The sequence below is a fragment of the Kitasatospora sp. NEAU-CNBT7 genome, from assembly GCF_057220535.1.
Window position 1 is genome coordinate 506,291 of the sequence record NZ_JBXQQB010000001.1, and the last position, 21,041, is coordinate 527,331.

Here is a 21,041-nt window from a genome sequence, read left to right on the forward strand (position 1 = left end):
GTGGATAACTGCTGTGGGGAACCGGCTGCCGGGCCGTTTTCCACAGGCCGGCCGCGCAGCCTGTGGATTGTGAAGAAGATCCAGCACGGGAGCCGTCGAACCAGGGAATTGAGGTTCTAAACCTCGATGAGCCTTCTGGACCGAGGTAATTCGCTCGCTCGGACGGGTGACATATCGGCTGAAGGGTGACTCTGGTCCGATTAGTCACCCCTGTGTCGCTAGCTGATGATCTGAACGGGTGTGACTGTGGCTATGCCGTTTTGTCGACTCATCCCCAGGCCTGTGGATAACTTTCCGTCCACACCTCCTGTGGATGGAACCCGGCGCCTGTGGATGACGGAGCCCGCCCGTCCGGCCGCGGCGTCCCGAGCGGTCCGGCGTTCACGAAGGGCCACTGCACCACGCAGGTGAACTTACCTGCGTGTCGAAAAAAGACGGATCTGAACAGAAAGCGACGTATTCATGTCGCATGAAGACAACTCGTCGCGGCCGCCAAGCCCTCGCTCTCGACCTCGCCTCTTGCCCTCGCGCCCGCCCGGCCCTCGCCCAGGCAGGGCCGGGCCGGGCTCGGCGTCGGGCCCAGCGCGGCGTCAGCCGGTGACGCCCGCGGCTCAGACCTCGCCGCGACCGTCCAGGCAGCGGGACAGCCAGTCGGCCGCCGCCGCGAACTCGGCGTCCGAGGTGCCGGGCCGGGCCTCCTTCGGGGTGCCCTTGTCCGCCCGCGGGTACGAGCCGAGGAACCGCACCTGCGGGCAGATCCGCTTCAGTCCCATCAGCGCCTCGCTCACCCGGCGCTCGCTGAGGTGCCCCTCGCAGTCGATCAGGAAGCAGTAGCTGCCCATGCCCTCACCGGTCGGGCGGGACTCGATCCGCATCAGGTTGATGCCGCGCACGGCGAACTCCTGCAGCAGTTCCAGCAGCGCACCCGGGTGGTCGTCCGGCAGCCAGACCACCATCGACGTCTTGTCGGCGCCGGTCGGCGAGGAGACCCGCCCGGGCCGGCCGACCAGCACGAACCGGGTGGTGGCGTTGGCGGCGTCGTGGATCTCGTTGACCAGGACGTCGAGGCCGTACAGCGGCGCCGCGAACTCACCCGCGAACGCGCCGTCGAACCGGCCCTCCTGGACCAGCCGCGCACCGTCCGCGTTCGAGGCGGCCGACTCCCACTGGGCGTCCGGCAGGTTGGCCGCCATCCAGCGGCGGACCTGCGGCTGGGCCACCGGGTGACTGGTGACCGTCTTGACGTCCGACAGCTCGGTGCCAGGCCGGACCAGCAGGGCGAACGAGATCGGCAGCAGCACCTCGCGGTAGATCATCAGCGGTGTGCCCGAGGCCAGCTCGTCACTGGTCGCGGTCACCGCTCCCTCGACCGAGTTCTCCACCGGGACGAACGCGCCGGCCGCCTCTCCGGCCCGGACGGCGTCGAGGGCGGCAGGCACCGAGGCGAGCGGTACCAGCTCGCGGGTGCCGGCCTCCGGCAGGGTGCGCAGCGCCGCCTCGGTGAAGGTGCCCGCGGGCCCGAGATAGGTGTAGCGGGTCGCGGACATTGCTGCCTCCGTGCGCGCGGGTGGTGCGGAGCGGGTGGTGCGGTGCTTTGGTGCTTTGGTGCTTTGGTGCTTTGGTGCTTTGGTGCTTTGGTGCTTTGGCGCTTTGGTGCTGTGGGGCTGTGCGGGGCGGTGGTGGGGCGGAGAGGTGCTCGACTTGCCACCTTAGTCACTCGGGTGGGCCGACACGGCGGCGTTCCGCACAGTGGGAAGCCCCCGCCGGAGGCCGTACCGGGACGCCGCCGTGGCAGCCGGTCGGCCCTGCCATCAGCCTTTCGATCAGCCCTCCAGCAGGAACTGCCCGACGTACTCCCCCTCGGAGGCCCCTGGTGGCACCGCGAACAGGGCGCTCGCCTCGTGCCGCAGGAAGCGGGACAGCCCGTCGCCCTTGGCCAGCTTCCGCTGGACGGGGACGAACCCGCGGGCCGGGTCGGACTGGAAGGCGATGAACAGCAGCCCGGCGTCCAGCGAGCCGTCCGGCAGCAGCCCGTCGTGGTACGAGAAGCCCCGGCGCAGCATGGCGGCCCCGCCGTTGGACGCCGGGGCGGCGACCCGGATGTGCGCATCGGGGGCGATGGCGAACGAGCCGTCCGGGTCGGTGGCGTCCAGTGCGACCGGTGTGGACTCGCTGCCCCCGGACAGCGGGGCGCCGTCCGACTTGCGGCGGCCGATCACCCGCTCCTGGCGGTCCACCGGCAGGTTCTCCCAGTTGTCCAGCAGCATGCGGATGCGGCGGACCACGGCGTACGAGCCGCCGGCCGGCCAGTCGGGGCCGGTGGTGAAGACCCGGGCTGCGAAGTCGGGGTCGGACGGCTTGGGGTTGGTGGTCCCGTCGACCTGGCCCATCAGGTTGCGGCCGGTCATCGGGTGCGCGGTCGCGCCGGGGGTGCGGTGGAAGCCGGACATCTGCCAGCGCAGCGTGGCGAGTCCGACGGCCTGCTGCTGGAGGACGCGCAGCGCGTGGAAGGCCACCAACGCGTCGTCGGCGCCGATCTGCAGCCACAGATCCCCGTCACCGCGCGAGCGGTCGAGGGCGTCGCCGGGGAACTCGGGCAGCGGTGCCAGCGCGGCCGGCCGCCGCTCGGCGAGGCCGACCCGGTCGAACAGCGAGGCGCCGAACCCGAAGGTGACGGTGAGCGCGCACGGACCGGCGTCCGACGCGATCTGGTTCTCGTGCTCCCCGGCCGGCTCTCCCGCGGCCAGCAGCGCGGCGGTCGCGGACCACTTCTGCATCAGGCTGCGCAGCCCGTCCCGGCCCGCATTGCCGACCAGGTCGAACGCGGCGAGCTGGACCCGGGCCTGCTGGGGTTGGAGGATGCCGGCCTGGTGTTGGCCGTGGAACGGAACTGCCACCGCGCCCAGCGCCGGAGCGGCCGACGTATCCGCTGCGGCTCCCTGGGAGTGGCGCGTCGTCAGTTGGCGTGCGGCGAAAGCCCCGCCGGCCGCACCGGCCGCGAGGCCCGCCCCTGCTCCACCGATCAGCGCGCGGCGGGTGAGGGGCCGGGGCCGGGGCTGGGGCCGGGCACCGGGCACGGTGGCGTCCCCTGCGGTGGTCTCACGCTCGGTCTTCTCTTCCACTTCTCACCAACTCGCAAGCTTTCACGCATACGTGACTATTCATCGAAAGGTGAATGCTGCCGACATCGCCAGCGTTCACCAGATCGGCAGCGTCCCCGAGCGGGGGAGTGTTCACGATGACGTGAACACTCCCCCGACCGCGAACGCTCGCCCGGCCGTCAACACTTCGCGGGCCGGTCAACGCTCACGGGACCATCAACGCTCACCCGCGCGCGAATGCTCACCCGCTCGCGAACGTTCACGCTCGCGCACCTGCACGCGAACGCCCGTACGACCGGGCGGGCCGCGCCCGGAACGCCGGACACCGTGCAGCTATCCGATCTTGAGCTGCTGGACCGAGGTCACCTGATCGATGTCCGAGGACCGCACGGTCACCGAGACGACCCAGTTCCCGGCCAGCGGCAGCTGCGCGGTGCCGGACCATCGGCCCGTGCCCTCGGCCTTCAACGTCACCGGGAGCGGTCCGAGGTCCCGGTCCGGCAAGGTGAAGGCCAGCTCCAGTTCCGGCACTGCGACCGGGTTGCCCGCACTGTCGTCCAGCTTGAGCTGCACGGCATTGCTGCCGGTGGCGGCCGGGTTGATGCTGACCGTCGCCATGCCCTTCGCGTTGCCGGTCCGCCCGCCGGTGTCGTACGGCAGCTTGAGCTCGACCGTGCGCCCGGGAACGGTGCTCGCCCCGGTCCCCGCGGCCGGTCCCGTGCCCGGCGTCGCACTCTGGGTCTGCCCGGTCGAGGCTACGGCCGAAGCCACCCGTCCGGGCGGCGAGTTGGTCAGCATCGTGGTGACCACCAGCACGGCCACCGCGACCACCGACTCCACCAGTACCGAGCGCCGCAGTCCGGCCCGGGCCGGGGCGCCGTCCTTCGACCGCTGACTGCTCGCCGCAGCCCGGGCCGCACGCTGCCGCGCGAGCTGGGCCCGCCGCACCGGGTCACCGTCATCCTCACCGCCTGCGCCGCCGCCCGTGCGGGCCTTGCCGCCCGTGCCGGCCTTGTCGGCCCCGGTCCCGGCCCCGGTCCCGGTCCCGGCCCGGGCCTTGCCCTCAGCCCCGGACGCGGATGCCGTAGCTCCCGTACCAGCCCCCGCCCCAGCGCCGGCCCCAGCGCCGGACGACACCTCCGCGGCACCCTCGACAGCGCCATCTGCCTCCACCGCACCGTTCACCGCGTCGCGTACTGCACCGCGCACCGAGCCGATCACCGCGCCGGACTCGGCCGCGGCCTCCGGTGTCGCCCGGAGCCGGGCGATCCACGAGCGGGAGATCCAGGCCACCCCGACCATGGCGGCGACACAGCCGACCTTGATCAGCAGCAGCCGCCCGTACTCGGTGTCGACCAGAGCGGACCAACTGCCGAGCCCGCGCCACGACTGGTAGACGCCGGTGAGCGAGAGGACCGTGACGCAGACGAACGCCACCTTGGAGAACATCTCGACAGCGGCGAGGCCGATCCCCTGCCGCAGTCCGACCAGCAGGGTGGCCAGGCCGCCGAGCCAGCAGGCCATCGCGAGCAGGTGCACGGCGGCCATGGGCAGCGCGAGCCAGACCTGGATGCCGACCGAGGAGTGGTCCGCGCCGACCCAGGTGGCCGACAGGGCGACGGCCAGGACCAGTCCGGCGATCCCGAGTCCGAGCCGGGCATCACGCTCGGGCCGCGCCGCCGCCAGCCGCTCCAACCGCTGCAGCTCCGCTTCCTCCGCATCGGCATCCGGCTCGCCGCGGCCGCCTGTACGGCCCGCGCCGCCAGCGCCGTCCCGGCCGTCCCCGCCGCCCATGGCCGCCGATCCGGCTGCCTCGGCTGCCTCGACTGTGCCGGCTGCCGCGGCCGGTTGCCCCAACTGCCCGACCAGCAGCGACAGGAACACCCCGCCCGCCGCCAGCAGCAGCAGCCGGGCGGCCAGCGCGGTGCCGATCCGCTCGTCCAGGGTGCTGCGCACCAGCGAGAGGTCGAACGCCTGGGAGAGCCCGGTCCCGCGCTCGTACGGGCCGCGCACCAGCAGGACGGCGACGGTGGCGACGAGCAGCGCGATCCAGCCGGTCATCAGCAGCCGCTGCACCTGCCGGACGGCCGCACCGCGCGGCCAGCACAGCAACACGAACGCGGCGGTGCCGGCCAGCAGTGCGAAGGCCGCGTAGGCCACGGTCCTGGCGGTGCCGTAGGCGGCGGCGACCAGGTTGTCGGCCTTGGCCCCCTGGACGGCGGAGGCGGACACCGAGGTGTCCGAGGGCGCGCCGATCGAGAACGTGAAGGCACCGCCGACCGGGTGCGAGTCCTCCGACACCGCTCGCCAGGCGACGGTGTAGGTGCCGTTGGCCAGGCCGGACTTGAGGCCGACCCGGGCGGTGTCGGCCTTGCCGTCCACGTGTGCGGGGTCACCGGCGTCCACGGCCTGCCCGGACGGGTCGAGGACCCGGACCGAGTCGGGGGAGAGCGAGACACCTTCGCTGAACGTGAGGGTCACGTCGGCGGGAGCGGTCGGTACGACGGAGTTCTGCGCGGGGTTGGTGGACACCAGCGTGGCATGTGCCGACGCCGTCCCGGCCCCGCCGACCAGCAGCACCACGAGCGCGCCGAGGACGGCCACCAGCGCCCGCAGCGCGGACCGGCGCCCCCGCAGCACGGGGGCCCGCCCGGCCGTCCCCGTCCCTGTACGCGCCCCTGGGCCCACGCCCACGTCCGGTCCTGCGCCCGGTTCCAGCCCCAGACCCTCAGCCACACCCATCACCGTCCTCGTTCCGGCAGCCGTACGCGTTTCCGCGGGCCGCAGCAGTATCGGCAGCATCCGTCAGTTCCCAGGGCGGTAGGTCAGCGGCTTGACCGGCACCTTGACGGAGATTGTGCCGCTCTTGGCGAAGGTGAGGTCCAGTTCGAGCTCGTCGCCGACCGCGGGCGGCCGCTGCCAGCCCATGATCATCAGGTGGTTCCCGCCGCGGGCCAGCTCCAGGGAGCCGTGGGCCGGGACCGGGAGGCTGCCGACCTCCTCCATGGTGGAGTCGGAGGACCGGTGCATGGTGACGGAGGACGCGGCGGGGCTGGACACCCGGACCAGTTGGTCCGTGCCCTCGCCCTCGTTGCGGATCGTCAGGTACCCGGCACCCATCCCGCCCGACAGTGCGGGCAGCGGGATGTACGGGTCCGACACCACCAGCTTCGACGCCCCGGCCCCCGCCGCAGCCCCCGAAGCGGCCCCCGCTGCCGCGGCAGTCCCGGCGGCGCCCGTCCCGTCGGCACCCCCCGCGCCGCCGCCCGCGTCCCCGGAGCCGCAGGCGACGAGTATCGCCCCGGCGGTCAGCACGGCCGCGAGGCCCGCGCCGAGGAGGGCGTTGCGGCGGAAGACGGTGCTGGCGGTACTGGCAGTTCGGGCAGTGCTGGCGGTGCTGGCGGTACTCACGCGGCGACGCCCTTGGCCAGCAGCGCGAGGTCGTGCGCGTACGTGTCGAGCGGCGTGTTGCTCATGTAGAGCAGGTGGGCCTTGTCGTCACCGGGGAGGAAGGCCAGGACCTGGGCGCCGTGCGAGGAGGTGACCGAACCGTCGGCGTTGACGATCGGGTCCTCGACCAGCACCCCGAGCGACTTGGCGGCGGCCTTGACCTTCTCCAGGTCGCCGGTCAGGCCGATGAAGTCCTTGCCCATCGAGTCCAGCCAGGTGCGCAGGACCTGGGGGGTGTCCCGGGTGGGGTCGGTGGAGACGAAGACCACGTTGATCTTCTTACGGTCCTCGGCGGAGAGCTTCGACATCGCCACGCCGATGTCGCCCATGGTGGTCGGGCAGACGTCGGGGCAGCTGGTGTAGCCGAAGAAGAGCAGGGTGGCCTGGCCGGCGGTCCGGGTGCGCAGGTCGAAGGGCTGGCCGGAGGTGTCGTTGAGGGTGAGGTCGGGCTTGTCGAAGTTCCGCTTCAGCACGCTGCCCTGGTAGGGGGAGTTGCTGCTCTCCTTGTTGATCTTCACGGTGCCGTCGCCGCCGGCGTTCCCCGACGCGGAGGAACCGCAGCCGGAGAGCGCGAGCGCGCCCACCAGCGCGAGTGCGGCAACACCCACCAGCCGGGGCCGCGCCACCGGCCGGGGCCGCGCCGCCGAGCGGGCGCCGGCCGTCGGGCTCGACAGCGGACGGGAGTTCGCGTTGGACGTCGTACGTGCCATGGGAGAGATCCGTTCGTGCGCGGGGGTCGGCGGCGGGGGTCAGGAGGCGGTGCTGCCGGTGTTGCCGGTGCTGTCGCCGCTCTTGCGACGCAGACCGGCCACGCCCAGCGCGGAACCGATCACACCGACGACGATGCCGACCACGCCGAGGGTCCGGGCGGTCGAGTCGTCGGACTTGGCGGCCGCCTGGGTGGTGGCCTGGCCGCCGGCGGCGTCGCCGCCGTGGTGGTCACCGGCGGCGGGGGAGGCGCTGGTGCCCGCGGCGGGCTTGGCCGGCGCGGGGGTGAGGGTCAGCACGGGGGCGGGCTTGGCCGGCTCGGGCTGGCCGTCCTTGGCCTCCTCGATCCAGCGGACCACGTCGCCGTTGTCGTAGGTCTGGAGGGCCTTGAAGGTCAGCTTGTCGGTGTCGGAGGGCAGCGCGCCGAGCGACACCCGGAAGTCCATGAACTGGCCGGGGCCGAGCTTGGTGCCGTCGTTGGCGGTCCAGGTGATCTTCGAGACGGCCTCGGTGATGTCCTGGCCGTGCGACTTGAGCGGCTTGTCGAGCTTGCTCTTCTCCATCGTGGCGGTCCAGCCCGGGACGGGCTCGGTCCGCACGGAGGCCATCGGGTGGTCCATCGGGAGGCTGACCTCCAGCTTCACCGTGGCGGCGCTGTCGTTCTCGTTCGGCACCCGGAAGGCGACGGCGGAGTAGCCGCCCTGCTGGGCGTTGCCCGGCTGCACGGTCACGTGCGCGAACGCGGGGGACGCCATGGCGACGACGGCGGCGGCCGCGACGGCGGCGATCCCGGCGATTCGGCGGGCAGGAAGGGAACGCATCTGGTTGCTCCATGGGGGAGACGGGCACGTGTACGGGCCGCATCCGGCGGCACACGTGGCACTGGGGCTCTGAGGCAGGGACTGGGGCCGCCGTCGCACCACCGGAGACGGGGGCGACGGGTACGGCCACCTGATGCGCGCGCGTCCGTCGGTCCGTCCGTCCACTCGTCCACCCGTGTCCCGGGCCCCGGTCGCTCCGGGTCGATCCGGACGGCTCCCGGACGGCTCCCGGACGGCCGTGCCCGGGCACCGCCCCGCCACCGACCCCGGAAGCCCCATCAGGAGCTCCACCGGGGTTCGCCACTGCAGCGGACCGGCCCACGGCCGGCCGACGCGAGTGCGATCACGGCCCCGACGACGGGTACCGGTACGGTCAACGCGTGCGAGGACCGGTACGGATACGGGGACCGGTACGGATACGGGGACGGGTCCCGTCGGGCCATCCCGACCGGCACCCGCAGGGTGTGGACGTCAGCGGACGTCAGCGTGCGGACGTCAGCGCGCGAAGGCCGCCCGCGGGGGACCCCGCCGGTGCACGCTGTGCCGTAGTGCTGCCGCCCCCGGCAGCCGCCAGTCCTCTGCCGGCCCGGTCGGCCGACGCAGGTTCCGCCCGTCCGCGAGCGGGCCCAGCAGCACCGCCGCCAGCAGCGCCAGCGCACTGCGCAGCGGTATCGCCCACTCCCGTGCGGCACCCGCCGCGACCCGGACCAGCCGCCACAGCGCGGCCTCGCCGCGGCGCAGCCACCAGCCGGCCACCAGGGCCGCGGCCAGGTGACCGAGCAGCATCGAAGGGCTCATCCCGGTGAACGCGGCGGCGATCCCGGACACGTGCCCGGTGCCGGCGCGCGCGCCGACGGTGTACGCCTGCGGGTCGAGCCCGGCCGCGCTCACCACCTGCTCGGCCGTGCTGCCGGGCGGCAGCGCGCTGGGCCCGTTGCCGGGGCGGTCGTCGCAGATCAGCCGGCCGGCCAGGGCCGGCAGCACGCCGATCCCGGCGACGGGGCCGCCCGCCGAGCCCGTCCCAGGTATCCCGGTCATCCCGGTCATGCCCGCCATCGGACCCGCCACCGCGTACGCACCGGCCGCCGCTGCGGCGAGCCCGTGGAACAGCAGGTGCAGGCCGAGCTGGCCGATCCCCAGCGCGCCGGCGATCGCGGCCGCCGACCGTTCCCGGCCGCCGAGCAGCACGGCCGCCGCGGTGACCACCGCGAAGCCGCTCGCCAGCGCCGGAAGTCCGACCTGGCCGCCGCCCACCAGGGCGTGCCCGGCCGCGGCGATCAGGGTGCATACCAGCGCGAACGGGACCGCGCGCGCCACCCGCAGGTCCCAGGCAGCGGCCGGCGCCCCGGTGGGGGTCGCGGCGGCTCCTCGGCGCGGGGCGCGGTGGCGGTCGGTCATGGCCGGGCCATCATCTCACCGCCTACCGGGCGCCCCGAGGCAGGGTCACCGGTACCCGGCCGATCCACCGCCCGCACCCGGAGTCGGTATGTCATCCCAGCATCCGAATGCGCCGTTCGGCCCCGGCGCGCGCGCCGCTCAATGCGCCGCTCGGCACAGAGTTCCACATCAGTCCATCCACCGGACGGGTGGCGCGGGCCCCGACGGACGGTTCGGTGCCGGATCGGTCGGAGATACCTAGTTGTATGTGGAGCCGCAGCCAGGAGGGACCTCCCGTGGACATCTGGTGGACTCTGCACCTCAAGCGCGATCCGGCGAGCGTCCCGCTGGCCCGGCGCATCCTGCTCGGCGCGATGGACAGCGCCGGCGTCGACCCCCAGATCGCCTACGACCTGGGCGTCGCCCTCACCGAGGCCTGCGCGAACGCGGTCGAGCACGCCATCACCGGCCGCCCTGACGAGGGTTTCCAGGTCACCGCGTCGATCACGGGCGACCGGCTGCGGATCGAGGTGGTCGACTCCGGGCCGGGACTCCCGCCGATCGCCGCGCCCGTCCTGCCGGCCATCCCCCCGCTGCGCCGCCAGGGCGGCGTCCTCGCACCGGTCCGGCCGGGCGGGCGCCGCCGGTCCCGGCGCGGCCGGGCCTCCCTCCCCGCCCGGATCCTGACCGCCCACCGGCCCCGCCCGGCCGACCGCCCGGCACCGTACGACACCCATGTCCTGCCGGCCGGCCGACCGATGGTGGTCCGCACGCCCGACCTCGAAGCCCTGCCGGACCTGACCGCCGAGAGCGGGCGCGGCCTGTTCCTCATCCACGCCCTCACCGACCACGTCCAGCTCCGCAACCACCCGCTGCGCGGTGCGATCGTCAGCTTCGACAAGGTCCTCAAGTGGCAGGACGACGCCCTGCTCCGCGCCTCCTGACCAGCGGGTTCCGACCGGTGGGTCCCGGCCGGGGCCGGCCGGGGTCGGTGCGGGGCCCGGTCCCTGATGGGCTAGCAGGAGTTGCCCTCCGCCGGAGGCCCTCGCAGCATGGTGATCATGATTCATCAGATGCGTGCCGAGTACGGGCCTGCGGGGGCGGCGTCGGGTGAGGTGAAGACCTGGCACATCGTGCGCGGGGACGACACCGTGGCGATGTGCGGCCGGGCGCTGGACCCGGACGCCGAGACCCGCGACGCCAAGCACTGGGTCGAGCACCCGGACCTGCACTGCCACTCCTGCGGGGCACTCTTCCTGCGCGAGGCCCCGTACCTGCCGACCGAACACGACGAGTGACCCCTGGCCGAGCGGTCGAGACGGCCCCGCGCCCGTAGCCTGGCGCCATGGAGCCGATGATCCCGCTGCCGGCCGAGGCCGCCGCGCTGCGCGCCGGGGATCCCGCGCTGCCCGAGTACGTCGAGCGGCTGTGCGCCCGGATCGACCGGCTGGACCCGGTGGTCCGCGCCTTCGTGCCCGAGCCGGGGCGCCACCACCGGCTGGCCGAGGCGGCCCGCGAACTCCGGACCCGGACGGACGGGCCGGCGCCCCCGGCCCACCACGCGCCCCCGGCCCACCGCACGTCCCCGACCCACCACACGCCTCCGACCCACCACACGCCTGCGCCGCTCCCGGCCGCGTCCTCGGCCGGACGGCCGCCGCTGTACGGCGTGGCCGTCGGGGTGAAGGACGTCATCCAGGTGGCCGGCCTGCCCACCCACGCGGGCTCCGCGTTGCCGCCCGGGGTGCTCGGCGGCCCGCAGGCGTCCCTGGTGACCCGGCTGCTGGCGGCCGGTGCGCTGGTCGCGGGGAAGACGGTCACCGCGGAGTTCGCCGTCCGGGCGCCCGGCCCGACCCGCAACCCGCGCGACCCGGCGCACACCCCCGGTGGTTCCAGCAGCGGTTCGGCGGCCGCCGTCGCGGCCGGCCTGGTGTCGCTGGCGGTCGGCACCCAGACCGTCGGATCGGTGATCCGCCCGGCGGCGTACTGCGGGGTGGTGGGCTTCCGACCCAGCTACGGACGGATCCCGGTGGACGGCGTGATCGCGCACTCGCCGAGCCTGGACACCGTCGGCGTGTTCACCTCCGACCTCGCCGGCGCCCGGCTGGCCGCCTCGGTGCTCTGCGACGACTGGCAGCCGGGACCGGCCGAGGCGGCGGCGGGGAGTGACGCTCCCGCAGGCGGACGCCCGCCGGTCTGCGCGGTACCGGGCGGCGCCTACCTGGAACGGGCCGAGCCCGCCGCGCGCGCCGAGTTCGACCGCACCCTGCGCCTGCTGCGCGACCACGGGCTGACCGTCAGGGCACTCGACCTGCCGGCCGACTTCGACGGACTCGTGGAGCACCTGCGGCTGATCAACCGTTACGAGCTGGCCCGGGTCCACGCCGAGCTGTTCGCCCGCTTCGGCGCCCTGTACCGGCCGGAGACCGCCGCCGCGATCCGGCGCGGCCACGAGATCACCGCCGCCGACCACACCGCCGCCCTGCACGCCCGGGACCGCTTCCGGCGCCGGCTGGCGGCGCTCACCGCGGACGAGGGCATCGACCTGTGGCTCACCCCGGCCGCCACCGGCCCCGCCCCGCGCGGCCTGGATAGCACCGGCGACGCCGTGATGTCGCTGCCGTGGAGCTACGCCGGCGCGCCCGCCGTGACGCTGCCCGCCGGCCGGCTGGGCGGGCTGCCGCTCGGCCTGCAGTGCGTGGGAGCCGTCGGGGCCGACGAGGAGCTGCTGGCCCGCGCCGCCCACGTCGAGCAGGTCCTGGCCGGGACGGGGAAGTCCGGCTAGGAACGGGCCGGGTACCGGGAACCGGGAACGCGGAACCCCGGGAGCGCGGAACCCCAGGAACGGGGAACCCCAGGAGCCTGGGAACGCCCGCCGCACCCGCAGGAGATACGACAAGCGGGGGCGGGCCGCTCCCGGCCCGCCCCCGCTTGTCGTACCGCTGTGACCGGCTGTCAGCCGCCGCTCTTGCGACGGAAGGTGCGCTTCCCGCCCGCGGCGCTGTGCGCCCCGTGGATCTTGGACTCGCCGCCGGGGCCGCCGGCCGTGCCGCCCGCCGGACCGCCGTGCTTGCGCTCCAGGGCGGCGAGGAACTTCGCCTTCACGTCGTCCTGGGCCGTGGGGGCGGCCTCGGGCTCCGGCTGCTGCCCGGGTTCGGCTGTTTCGCTGCTCATTCGGGGGACCTCCTGGACGGGAGCTGGTGTGCAGGGCACACACTGTCACGTCCCGCTGCCATCCCGCTGACAAAAGGTACGCCGCGGGTCGTCAGCGCTGCTCGTCCGGGAAGTGCGGTCCGCCGATCAGGAAGAGGAGCGCCATCGTGGGGAAGACGAACGAGGCGATCACCAGGACGAAGAACTGCCAGACCATCGCATGCTCCAGACTCCCGGACGCGGACCCGCAGCACACGCGGGACCCTCGGCGTGAGGGGCCGACCATCCGACGGTATGTCCCGGTTCGGGCGGCTGCCACCGGGGCCCGCGGCACCCCGTCGAGGGATCAAGGACCGGACTCTGTCCCCCGTCCGCCCGCCGCCGCCACACTGGCGGGATGCAGGTACAGCTGGCGGGAGAGCCCGCAAGACCGGACCGGGTGAGTGAGGACTTCACCGCCGCCACCCCCGAGGCCCTGGTGCTGCTCGACGGGTCCGGTTCCCCCGAGGGGCTGGAGTCCGGCTGCAGCCACGGCGTCGCCTGGTACGTCCGCCGCCTCGGCGTGCACCTGCTGGCCCGGATGACCGACCGCGCGGACCGGTCCGTCGCCGAGTGCCTGGCCGACGCCATCGCCGAGACGGCCGCCCTGCACGGCGGCCGGTGCGACCTCGCGCACCCCAACACCCCGGCGGCGATGGTGGTGGCCGCCCGCCTGCACGGCAACTCGCTGGAGCACCTGGTGCTCGGCGACTCGCTGCTGGTGCTGCAGCTGGTGGACGGCCCGCCGCGGGTGATCGGCGACAACCAGCGCTTCCCCGCGGGCGAGGAACTGCGCCGCGAGGTCCTGGCGGCGGCGCCCGGTTCGGCGGAGCGCGCCGCGCTGCGGATGCAGTACGCCCTGGCGGTCCGCGCGGCCCGCAACACCGGCCACGGGCCGTGGATCGCCGCGGCCGCGCCGAAGGCGGCCGGGTACGCCGAGAGCGGGTTCGTCCGGCTGTCCGCGCTGTCCGCGCTGGCGGCGCTCAGTGACGGCGCGGCGCGCTACGGCGGTCTGTTCCGGCTGGGGAGCTGGGCCGAAGCGCTGGCGCTGCTCGCGGCGTCCGGTCCGGCCGAGCTGATCGCCCGGGTCCGGGCGGTGGAGCGCTCGGACGGGCGCTGCGCCCGCTGGCCGAGGGCTTCGGCGCACGACGACGCCTCGGCCCTGTACGCCAGGTTCTGACCCCGGAAACCGCCGAGCGGCGGGGCCGGCCCCGGGGGAAGGGCGGCCCCGCCGCTGATCGGGGGGTGGCGGGTACGGGTGCGGGGTGGTCAGTCGATCGGGTGGCCGAAGGACCCGGACTGGAAGTCCTCCATCGCCTGCTGGAGCTCGCGGTGGCTGTTCATCACGAACGGCCCGTACCAGGCGACCGGCTCCTTGATCGGCTGCCCGCCGAGGATGATCACGTCCAGCGCGGGGTGCCGGGAGTCCTGCTTGGCGTCGGCGGAGACCGTGATGGTGTCGCCCTCGCCGAAGACCGCGGCCTGGCCGGTGTGCACCGGGCGGCCCTCGGCACCGACCTTGCCGTTGCCGTTCAGGACGTAGACCAGGGCGTTGAAGTCGGGCCGCCAGGGGATGGTGGCCTGCGCGCCCGGGGTGATGGTGGCGTGCATCAGGGTGATCGGGGTGTGGGTCGAGCCGGGGCCGCGGTGGCCGTCGAGGTCACCGGCGATCAGCCGGAGCACCGAGCCGCCGTCCGGCGTGGTCAGCAGCTTGACGTGGCCGCCGTGGATGTCCTGGTAGCGGGGGCCGGTCATCTTGTCGCTGGCCGGGAGGTTGACCCAGAGCTGGATGCCGTGGAACAGGCCGCCGGACAGCACCAGCGACTCGGGCGGCGTCTCGATGTGCAGGATGCCGGAGCCGGCCGTCATCCACTGGGTGTCACCGCCCCCGAGGTGGCCGCCGCCGCCGTGCGAGTCCTTGTGCACGAACTCGCCGTCGATCAGGTACGTCACGGTCTCGAAGCCGCGGTGCGGGTGCCACGGAGTGCCCTTGGGCTCGCCCGCGGCGTACTCCACCTCGCCCATCTGGTCCATCATGATGAACGGGTCGAGGTACTTCTGGTTGACCTTGGCGAAGGCCCGGCGGACCGGGAAGCCCTCGCCCTCGAAGCCCTCGGGAGCGGTGACCACCGTCAGGACCGGCCGGGGCACCGTGAGGGTCGGGTCGGGGGTGGCGACGCGCGGGAGGGTCAGCGGGTTGTCGACGGTCACGGCGGGCATGTCGGCCTCCTTCGGGGGTTCTGTGGCCTACATCCAGCAGGTTAGTTCAATTCTCAACCAAAGGCAAGTTGAAGCTTCAACCATTACTCGGTGCCGACCGTCCGGCCGCCCCTCGGCGGTCGGTCAGCCGTACATCCGGTGCATGGTGAACTCGACCATCTGCTCCACCGCCTTGGCGTCGAACACCATCCGGTGCTCGCCCTCCATGTCCAGGGCGAAGCCGTACCCGGTCGGCAGCAGGTCCAGCACCTCGGCGCCGCTGACGCTGAAGTGCTTGGACTCCTTGCCGGCGTAGCGGCGCAGCTCCTTGACCGAGCTGAACATCGGGATCACCGGGGTCGGCGTGTTGTGCAGGGCGAGGAAGCCCGGCCGGTCGCCGCGCGGGCAGAAAACCTTGGAGGTGATGAAGATGGCCTGGAAGTCCTCCACCGGCATCGAGCCGGTGGTGAAGGCCCGGACGGCGTCCGCCAGGGATGGCGGCGACGGTTCGGGGTACAGGGACTGCTGGGGTGCACCCTGCTGCGGCTCGCCGTACGGGGCGCCCCCGGGCATGCCGTTCATCCCCTGCTGCATGGCCTGCTGGTAGGGGTCCCCCTGGTACGCGGTCTGCTCATAGCCGTACACACGGACAGGCTATCGGGCCCGGGGGCGGTGTGCGGCGGCTGATCCGGACAACTCGGATGGGCTTCGGGTTGTGGGACGTGACCACGTTCATAGCCGGGTTTCCGGTCCGAGGGCTTGAACAAGTTACCAACGGGTAGCATCATGGTGCCTACTGGTGGGTAAGTGGGGCGCTCGTAGCGGCGGACCCCCGGAGCGACGAACCGGAGATAACGGTCATGGGTCACTACAAGTCCAACCTGCGGGACGTGGAGTTCAACCTCTTCGAGGTGTTCGGCCGCGAGCAGGTGTACGGCACCGGTCCCTTCGCGGACATGGACGTCGAGACCGCGAAGAACATCCTCAGCGAGATCTCGCGCCTCGCCGAGAACGACCTCGCCGCGTCCTTCGTCGACGCCGACCGCAACCCGCCGGTGTTCGACCCGGAGACCAACACCGCCCCGGTGCCGGCCTCCTTCAGGAAGAGCTACCAGACCTTCATGGACGCCGAGTGGTGGCGCCTGGGCATCCCGGAGGCCATCGGCGGCCAGGTCACCCCGTCCTCGCTGGTCTGGGCCTTCGCCGAGCAGATCCTCGGCGCCAACCCGGCGATCTGGATGTACTCCTCCGGCCCGGCCTTCGCCGGCGTCGTGAGCGACGAGGGCACCGAGGAGCAGCAGCAGGTCGCCCTGCGCATGGTCGAGCGCCAGTGGGGCGCCACCATGGTGCTGACCGAGCCGGACGCCGGCTCCGACGTGGGCGCCGGCCGCACCAAGGCCGTCAAGCAGGAGGACGGCTCCTGGCACATCGAGGGCGTCAAGCGCTTCATCACCTCGGGCGAGCACGACATGTCCGAGAACATCATCCACCTGGTGCTGGCCCGCCCCGAGGGCGGCAAGCTCGGCACCAAGGGCCTGGGCCTGTACATCGTCCCGAAGTTCGACTTCGACTGGGCGACCGGCGAGCTCGGCGAGCGCAACGGCGTCTACGCCACCAACGTCGAGCACAAGATGGGCCTCAAGGCCTCCAACACCTGCGAGCTGACCTTCGGCGCCAAGCACCCGGCCAAGGGCTGGCTGCTCGGCGAGACCGTCGACGGCATCCGCCAGATGTTCAAGATCATCGAGTTCGCCCGGATGATGGTCGGCACGAAGGCCATCGCCACCCTCTCCACCGGCTACCTGAACGCGCTGGAGTACGCCAAGGAGCGCGTGCAGGGCGCCGACATCTCCAACTTCCTGGACAAGGCCGCCCCCCGGGTCACCATCACCAACCACCCGGACGTCCGCCGCTCGCTGCTCACCCAGAAGGCCTACGCCGAGGGCATGCGCGCGCTGGTCCTGTTCACCGCCTCCACCCAGGACGACGTGCTCGCCGCCCGCCTGCGCGGCGAGACCGACGAGGCCGCCGAGCGCCTGAACGACCTGCTGCTGCCGATCGTCAAGGGCTACGGCTCGGAGAAGTCCTACGAGCAGCTCGCCCAGTCCCTGCAGACCTTCGGTGGCTCCGGCTACCTGCAGGAGTACCCGATCGAGCAGTACATCCGGGACGCCAAGATCGACACCCTCTACGAGGGCACCACCGCCATCCAGGGCCTGGACTTCTTCTTCCGGAAGATCGTCAAGGACGGCGGCCAGGCGCTGACCGCCGTCTCCGAGCAGATCCAGAAGTTCCTCGGCGCGGCCGAGGGCGGCGACGCCCTGGCCACCGAGCGCGAGCTGCTCGCCAAGGCCGCCGGCGACCTGGAGGCGATCGTCGGCAAGATGCTGGCCGACCTCTCCTCGGTCGAGCAGGACGTCAAGAACATGTACAAGGTGGGCCTCAACGCCACCCGCCTGCTGATGGTCTCCGGCGACGTGGTGGTCGGCTGGCTGCTGCTGCGTCAGGCCACCGTCGCCCTGGCCAAGCTGGAGGCGGGCGCCTCGGAGAAGGACGTCCCGTTCTACCAGGGCAAGGTCGCCGCGGCCCGCTTCTTCGCCCGCAACGTGCTGCCCGCCGTCACCCCGCAGCGCCTGATCGCCGAGGGCGTCGACAACGAGATCATGGAGCTCGCGGAGGAGGCCTTCTAGGCCCCGCTGCCACGACCGCCTGACCCACCCTCACACCGCGGGGCCCGGTACACCACCGGGCCCCGCGGTGTTCCGTCCGCCCGCCGCCCACGCCCCGCGGCACACGGCGGCGGACGGCGACGCAGGACCGTTCCGGGCGGTCCGGTGTAGCAGCTGGGCACCAATGCTCACCGTTGTGTCACCGTTCTTGAGTTCACGGTGTCATGTCCGTGTACGGGCATATGCTCAGGTGCGGAGCCGGTCCCCCATCCGGCGTCCGAACTCCCTCAACTCAGGAGCAACATGTCGACCGCTGCCCGCCCGGCCTACTTCGACCGGACGCACACCGACGACCTGATCGCCTACCTCGGTACCTCGCCGTCGCCCTTCCACGCGGTGGCGAGTGCCGCGGAGCGACTGGAGAAGGCCGGCTTCCGCCGGATCTCCGAGACCGACGCCTGGGACGCGGCGACCGGCGGCCGGTACGTGATCCGCGGAGGCGCGCTGATCGCCTGGTACGTCCCCGAGGGAGCCGGACCCGAGACGCCGTTCCGGATCGTCGGCTCGCACACCGACTCGCCCAACCTGCGGGTCAAGCCGGTCCCGGACACCGGCACGGCCGGCTGGCGGCAGGTCGCCGTGGAGATCTACGGCGGCGTCCCGCTCAACACCTGGCTCGACCGCGACCTCGGCCTCTCCGGCCGGCTCGCGCTGCGCGACGGCTCCGTCCGGCTGGTCCAGATCGACGAGCCGCTGCTGCGCGTCCCGCAGCTCGCCATCCACCTCGACCGCCAGGTCAACGACGGCCTCAAGCTCGACAAGCAGCGCCACCTCACGCCGATCTGGGGAATCGGCGACGTCACCGAGGGCCTGCTGATCGAGTTCGTCGCCGACCGGGCCGGGGTGGCCGCCGCCGACGTGGCCGGCTGGGACCTGATGACCCACGACGTCCAGCCGCCCTCCTACCTCGGCCGCAACCGCGAGATGCTGGCCGGCCCCCGGCTGGACAACCTGCTCTCGGTGCACGCCTCCACGGCCGCGCTGGCCGCCGTCGCCACCGCCGGCGCCCCGCTGCCGTACATCCCGGTGATCGCCGCCTTCGACCACGAGGAGACCGGCAGCGAGTCCGACACCGGCGCCCAGGGCCCGCTGCTCGGCAACGTCCTGGAGCGCAGCGTGCACGCCCGCGGCGGCTCCCCCGAGGACCGCGCCCGCGCCATGGCCGGCACCGTCTGCCTCTCCTCGGACATGGGCCACGCCGTGCACCCCAACTACAGCGAGCGGCACGAGCCCGGCCACCACCCGATGCCCAACGGCGGCCCGATCCTCAAGGTCAACGTCAACAACCGCTACGCCACCGACGCCATCGGCCGGGCCGTCTTCGCGGCCGCCTGCGAGAAGGCCGGCGTGCCGTGGCAGACCTTCGTCTCCAACAACGCGATGCCCTGCGGCACCACGATCGGCCCGATCACCGCCGCCCGGCTCGGCATCACCACGGTGGACTGCGGCATCGCCGCGCTGTCCATGCACTCGGCCCGTGAACTCTGCGGCGCCGACGACCCGTTCCTGCTGGCCGCCGCCCTCAAGGCGTTCCTGGAGGGCTGAGCCCGGCCGGCGGCCGGCAGACCGTCGGGGCCCCGGCCGGGCCCCGACGGACGGTGCGTCACCCCTGGGCGGGGCCCGACGGACGGTGCGTCACTCCATGCCCGCCAGCACCAGCGGCAGCCGCTCGGCTCCGCCCGGCGTCAGCTTCACCGGCACACCCCAGTCCTGCTGGTGCACATGGCAGGCCGGGTACTCGATCTCCGGGTCGTCGTCGCAGGACGCCGCCATCGCCGAGACGTGCAGCACCCCCTCGGTGACCGTCTCCGAGAGCACCAGCTCCCGGCGGAGCGCCGCGCCCGCGCCCGCGCCCGCGACCAGCAGCTCCGGCGGGGTGGAACTGACCAGCAGCCGGGTGGAGGGGCCGTAGCGCTCGTCCAGCTTCTGGCCGCTCGGCGCGGAGAACACCACGTCCAGCAGCAGCCGCCCCGGCGCCACCTCGGTGGCCGCCCGCTGGGTGCGGTGCGCGACCGACTCGACCCGGACGGCCTCCTCGGGCAGCCGCAGCCTGGTCAACCGGTGCCGCGCGGACTCGACCACCACGATGTCACCGTCCACCACCACGGCGCCCGACGGCTCCCGCAGGTCGGTGGCGAGGGTGGTGACCTCACCGGTTCCGGGCTCGTAGCGGCGCAGCGCGTGGTTGTAGGTGTCCGCGACGGCCACAGACCCGTCGGGGAGGACGGTCACGCCCAGCGGGTGCTGCAGCAGCGCCTGGCCGGCCTCGCCGTCGCGGTGGCCGAAGTCGAACAGGCCGGTGCCGACCGCGGTGCGGACGGTGAGTGTTTCACGTGAAACCCACCGCAGCGCCGAGGTCTCCGAGTCCGCCACCCAGAGCCGCTCGCCGTCCGCGGACACCGCGAGGCCCGACGGCTGCGCGAACCACGCCTCGTCCGCGGGGCCGTCGACCAGGCCCTCGTTGGTGGTCCCCGCCGTCACCCCGACCGTGCCGGCGGCCGGGTCGAAGGCCCAGAGCTGGTGCACGCCCGCCATCGCGATCCACACCCGGCCGTCGAAGAAGGCCACGTCCCACGGCGAGGACAGGTCGACCTCGCGCGCCGGGCCCGCGGTGGCGGACCCCTGCCACCACTGCTTCCCGGTACCGGCCAGCGTGGTCACCGAGCCGTCGGACAGCCGCACGCCGCGCAGCGCGTGGTTGACGGTGTCCGCCACCACCACGTCGTAGCCGAGGTCGAGGCCGGCCGGGACCAGCGCGAGGCCCTGCGGCTCGCTGAACCGCGGCGCGGTCCCGTCCACCAGCCCGCGCTCGCCGTCGCCGATCCGGCGCACCACGCTCTCGCCGTCCTCGGCCAGTTCCACCAGCGAGTGGTGGCCGGAGTCGGCGACCAGGTAGTGGCCGTCGGGCAGCCGGACCGCCTTGCCGGGGAAGCTCAGGTCGCCCGCCTGCGGCTCGGCCGGTACGTACGGGGAGTCGCCGCGCCGCAGGGTGCCCTTGGCCGCGTGCTCCTCCTCCAGCTCCGCCACCAGCCGGGCGATCGCGTGCGCGTGCCCCTCGCCGGCGTGCTGCGCGACCACGTACCCCTCGGGGTCGATCACCACCAGGGTCGGCCAGGCGCGCACCGCGTACTGCTTCCAGGTGGCCAGCTCCGGGTCGTCCAGCACCGGGTGGTGCACCTCGTAGCGGGCGGTGGCGTCGACCACGGCCTGGTGGTCCGCCTCGTGGACGAACTTGGGGGAGTGCACGCCGACGATCACCACGGTGTCGCGGTGCTTCTCCTCCAGCTCCCGGAGCTCGTCCAGGACGTGGAGGCAGTTGATGCAGCAGAAGGTCCAGAAGTCCAGGATTGTGATCTTGCCGCGGAAGTCTGCCAGGGACAGATCCTTACCGCCTGTGTTGAGCCAACCGCCCTTGCCCACCAGCTGGGGGGCGCGTACGCGTGCACGAGAAGCCATGGCCACAT

General features: G+C 73.2%; 17 protein-coding genes. 6 read left to right on the forward strand and 11 right to left on the reverse strand.

Annotated features, from left to right (window positions below):
* Positions 1–611: 611 nt before the first annotated feature.
* The 7 genes from pheA to AC2TEW_RS02315 form a co-directional block, all read right to left on the reverse strand.
* Entirely contained in the window at positions 612–1,547 is a 936-nt protein-coding gene (gene pheA, locus AC2TEW_RS02285; protein ID WP_484621543.1) for a prephenate dehydratase, read from the reverse strand.
* Between the two features lie 276 nt (positions 1,548–1,823).
* On the reverse strand, positions 1,824–3,077 hold the full coding sequence (gene efeB, locus AC2TEW_RS02290; RefSeq protein ID WP_484621637.1) for an iron uptake transporter deferrochelatase/peroxidase subunit: 1,254 nt from the start codon (positions 3,075–3,077) through the stop codon (positions 1,824–1,826).
* A 357-nt stretch (positions 3,078–3,434) separates the two neighbouring features.
* On the reverse strand, positions 3,435–5,741 hold the full coding sequence (locus tag AC2TEW_RS02295; RefSeq protein ID WP_484621544.1) for a copper resistance CopC/CopD family protein: 2,307 nt from the start codon (positions 5,739–5,741) through the stop codon (positions 3,435–3,437).
* Between the two features lie 165 nt (positions 5,742–5,906).
* A complete protein-coding gene (locus tag AC2TEW_RS02300; RefSeq protein WP_484621545.1) occupies positions 5,907–6,512 on the reverse strand; it encodes a copper chaperone PCu(A)C in 606 nt (201 codons plus the stop codon).
* Entirely contained in the window at positions 6,509–7,261 is a 753-nt protein-coding gene (locus AC2TEW_RS02305; RefSeq protein WP_484621546.1) for an SCO family protein, read from the reverse strand. Before AC2TEW_RS02305 ends, AC2TEW_RS02300 begins: the two co-directional genes overlap by 4 nt.
* A 39-nt stretch (positions 7,262–7,300) precedes the next feature.
* On the reverse strand, positions 7,301–8,080 hold the full coding sequence (locus AC2TEW_RS02310; protein ID WP_484621547.1) for a YcnI family copper-binding membrane protein: 780 nt from the start codon (positions 8,078–8,080) through the stop codon (positions 7,301–7,303).
* Between the two features lie 495 nt (positions 8,081–8,575).
* On the reverse strand, positions 8,576–9,478 hold the full coding sequence (locus AC2TEW_RS02315; RefSeq protein ID WP_484621548.1) for a hypothetical protein: 903 nt from the start codon (positions 9,476–9,478) through the stop codon (positions 8,576–8,578).
* Between the two features lie 275 nt (positions 9,479–9,753).
* On the opposite strand from AC2TEW_RS02315, the gene AC2TEW_RS02320 reads away from it, so the two are divergent.
* From AC2TEW_RS02320 to AC2TEW_RS02330, 3 genes are all read left to right on the forward strand, one after another.
* The gene (locus AC2TEW_RS02320; RefSeq protein WP_484621549.1) at positions 9,754–10,401 is read left to right on the forward strand and encodes an ATP-binding protein; all 648 of its coding nucleotides are present in this window, start codon (positions 9,754–9,756) and stop codon (positions 10,399–10,401) included.
* Between the two features lie 117 nt (positions 10,402–10,518).
* Entirely contained in the window at positions 10,519–10,755 is a 237-nt protein-coding gene (locus tag AC2TEW_RS02325) for a hypothetical protein (RefSeq protein ID WP_033823650.1), read from the forward strand.
* Positions 10,756–10,802: 47 nt separating this feature from the next.
* Positions 10,803–12,242: an amidase gene (locus tag AC2TEW_RS02330; RefSeq protein WP_484621550.1), complete on the forward strand. Its 1,440-nt coding sequence runs from the start codon at positions 10,803–10,805 to the stop codon at positions 12,240–12,242.
* A gap of 170 nt (positions 12,243–12,412) precedes the next feature.
* Here the strand turns inward: AC2TEW_RS02330 and AC2TEW_RS02335 are convergent, their stop codons facing one another.
* On the reverse strand, positions 12,413–12,631 hold the full coding sequence (locus AC2TEW_RS02335; RefSeq protein ID WP_484621551.1) for a DUF5302 domain-containing protein: 219 nt from the start codon (positions 12,629–12,631) through the stop codon (positions 12,413–12,415).
* 376 nt (positions 12,632–13,007) lie between these two features.
* Here AC2TEW_RS02335 and AC2TEW_RS02340 point away from each other — a divergent pair, with 376 nt between their 5' ends.
* Positions 13,008–13,829 (forward strand): integrase, encoded by an 822-nt coding sequence (locus tag AC2TEW_RS02340; RefSeq protein WP_484621552.1) that lies wholly within the window; start codon positions 13,008–13,010, stop codon positions 13,827–13,829.
* 89 nt (positions 13,830–13,918) lie between these two features.
* On the opposite strand, the gene AC2TEW_RS02345 is transcribed toward AC2TEW_RS02340, so the two are convergent.
* The gene (locus AC2TEW_RS02345) at positions 13,919–14,869 is read right to left on the reverse strand and encodes a pirin family protein (RefSeq protein WP_484621553.1); all 951 of its coding nucleotides are present in this window, start codon (positions 14,867–14,869) and stop codon (positions 13,919–13,921) included.
* 123 nt (positions 14,870–14,992) lie between these two features.
* The gene (locus AC2TEW_RS02350) at positions 14,993–15,493 is read right to left on the reverse strand and encodes an SseB family protein (protein WP_484621554.1); all 501 of its coding nucleotides are present in this window, start codon (positions 15,491–15,493) and stop codon (positions 14,993–14,995) included.
* A gap of 215 nt (positions 15,494–15,708) precedes the next feature.
* On the opposite strand from AC2TEW_RS02350, the gene AC2TEW_RS02355 reads away from it, so the two are divergent.
* Both AC2TEW_RS02355 and AC2TEW_RS02360 read left to right on the forward strand, forming a co-directional pair.
* Complete coding sequence (locus AC2TEW_RS02355) at positions 15,709–17,538, forward strand: acyl-CoA dehydrogenase (RefSeq protein ID WP_484621555.1); 1,830 nt, start codon at positions 15,709–15,711, stop codon at positions 17,536–17,538.
* A 282-nt stretch (positions 17,539–17,820) separates the two neighbouring features.
* Complete coding sequence (locus AC2TEW_RS02360; RefSeq protein WP_033823612.1) at positions 17,821–19,122, forward strand: M18 family aminopeptidase; 1,302 nt, start codon at positions 17,821–17,823, stop codon at positions 19,120–19,122.
* Positions 19,123–19,212: 90 nt separating this feature from the next.
* On the opposite strand, the gene AC2TEW_RS02365 is transcribed toward AC2TEW_RS02360, so the two are convergent.
* Complete coding sequence (locus tag AC2TEW_RS02365; RefSeq protein WP_484621556.1) at positions 19,213–21,033, reverse strand: NHL domain-containing thioredoxin family protein; 1,821 nt, start codon at positions 21,031–21,033, stop codon at positions 19,213–19,215.
* Positions 21,034–21,041: the final 8 nt, after the last annotated feature.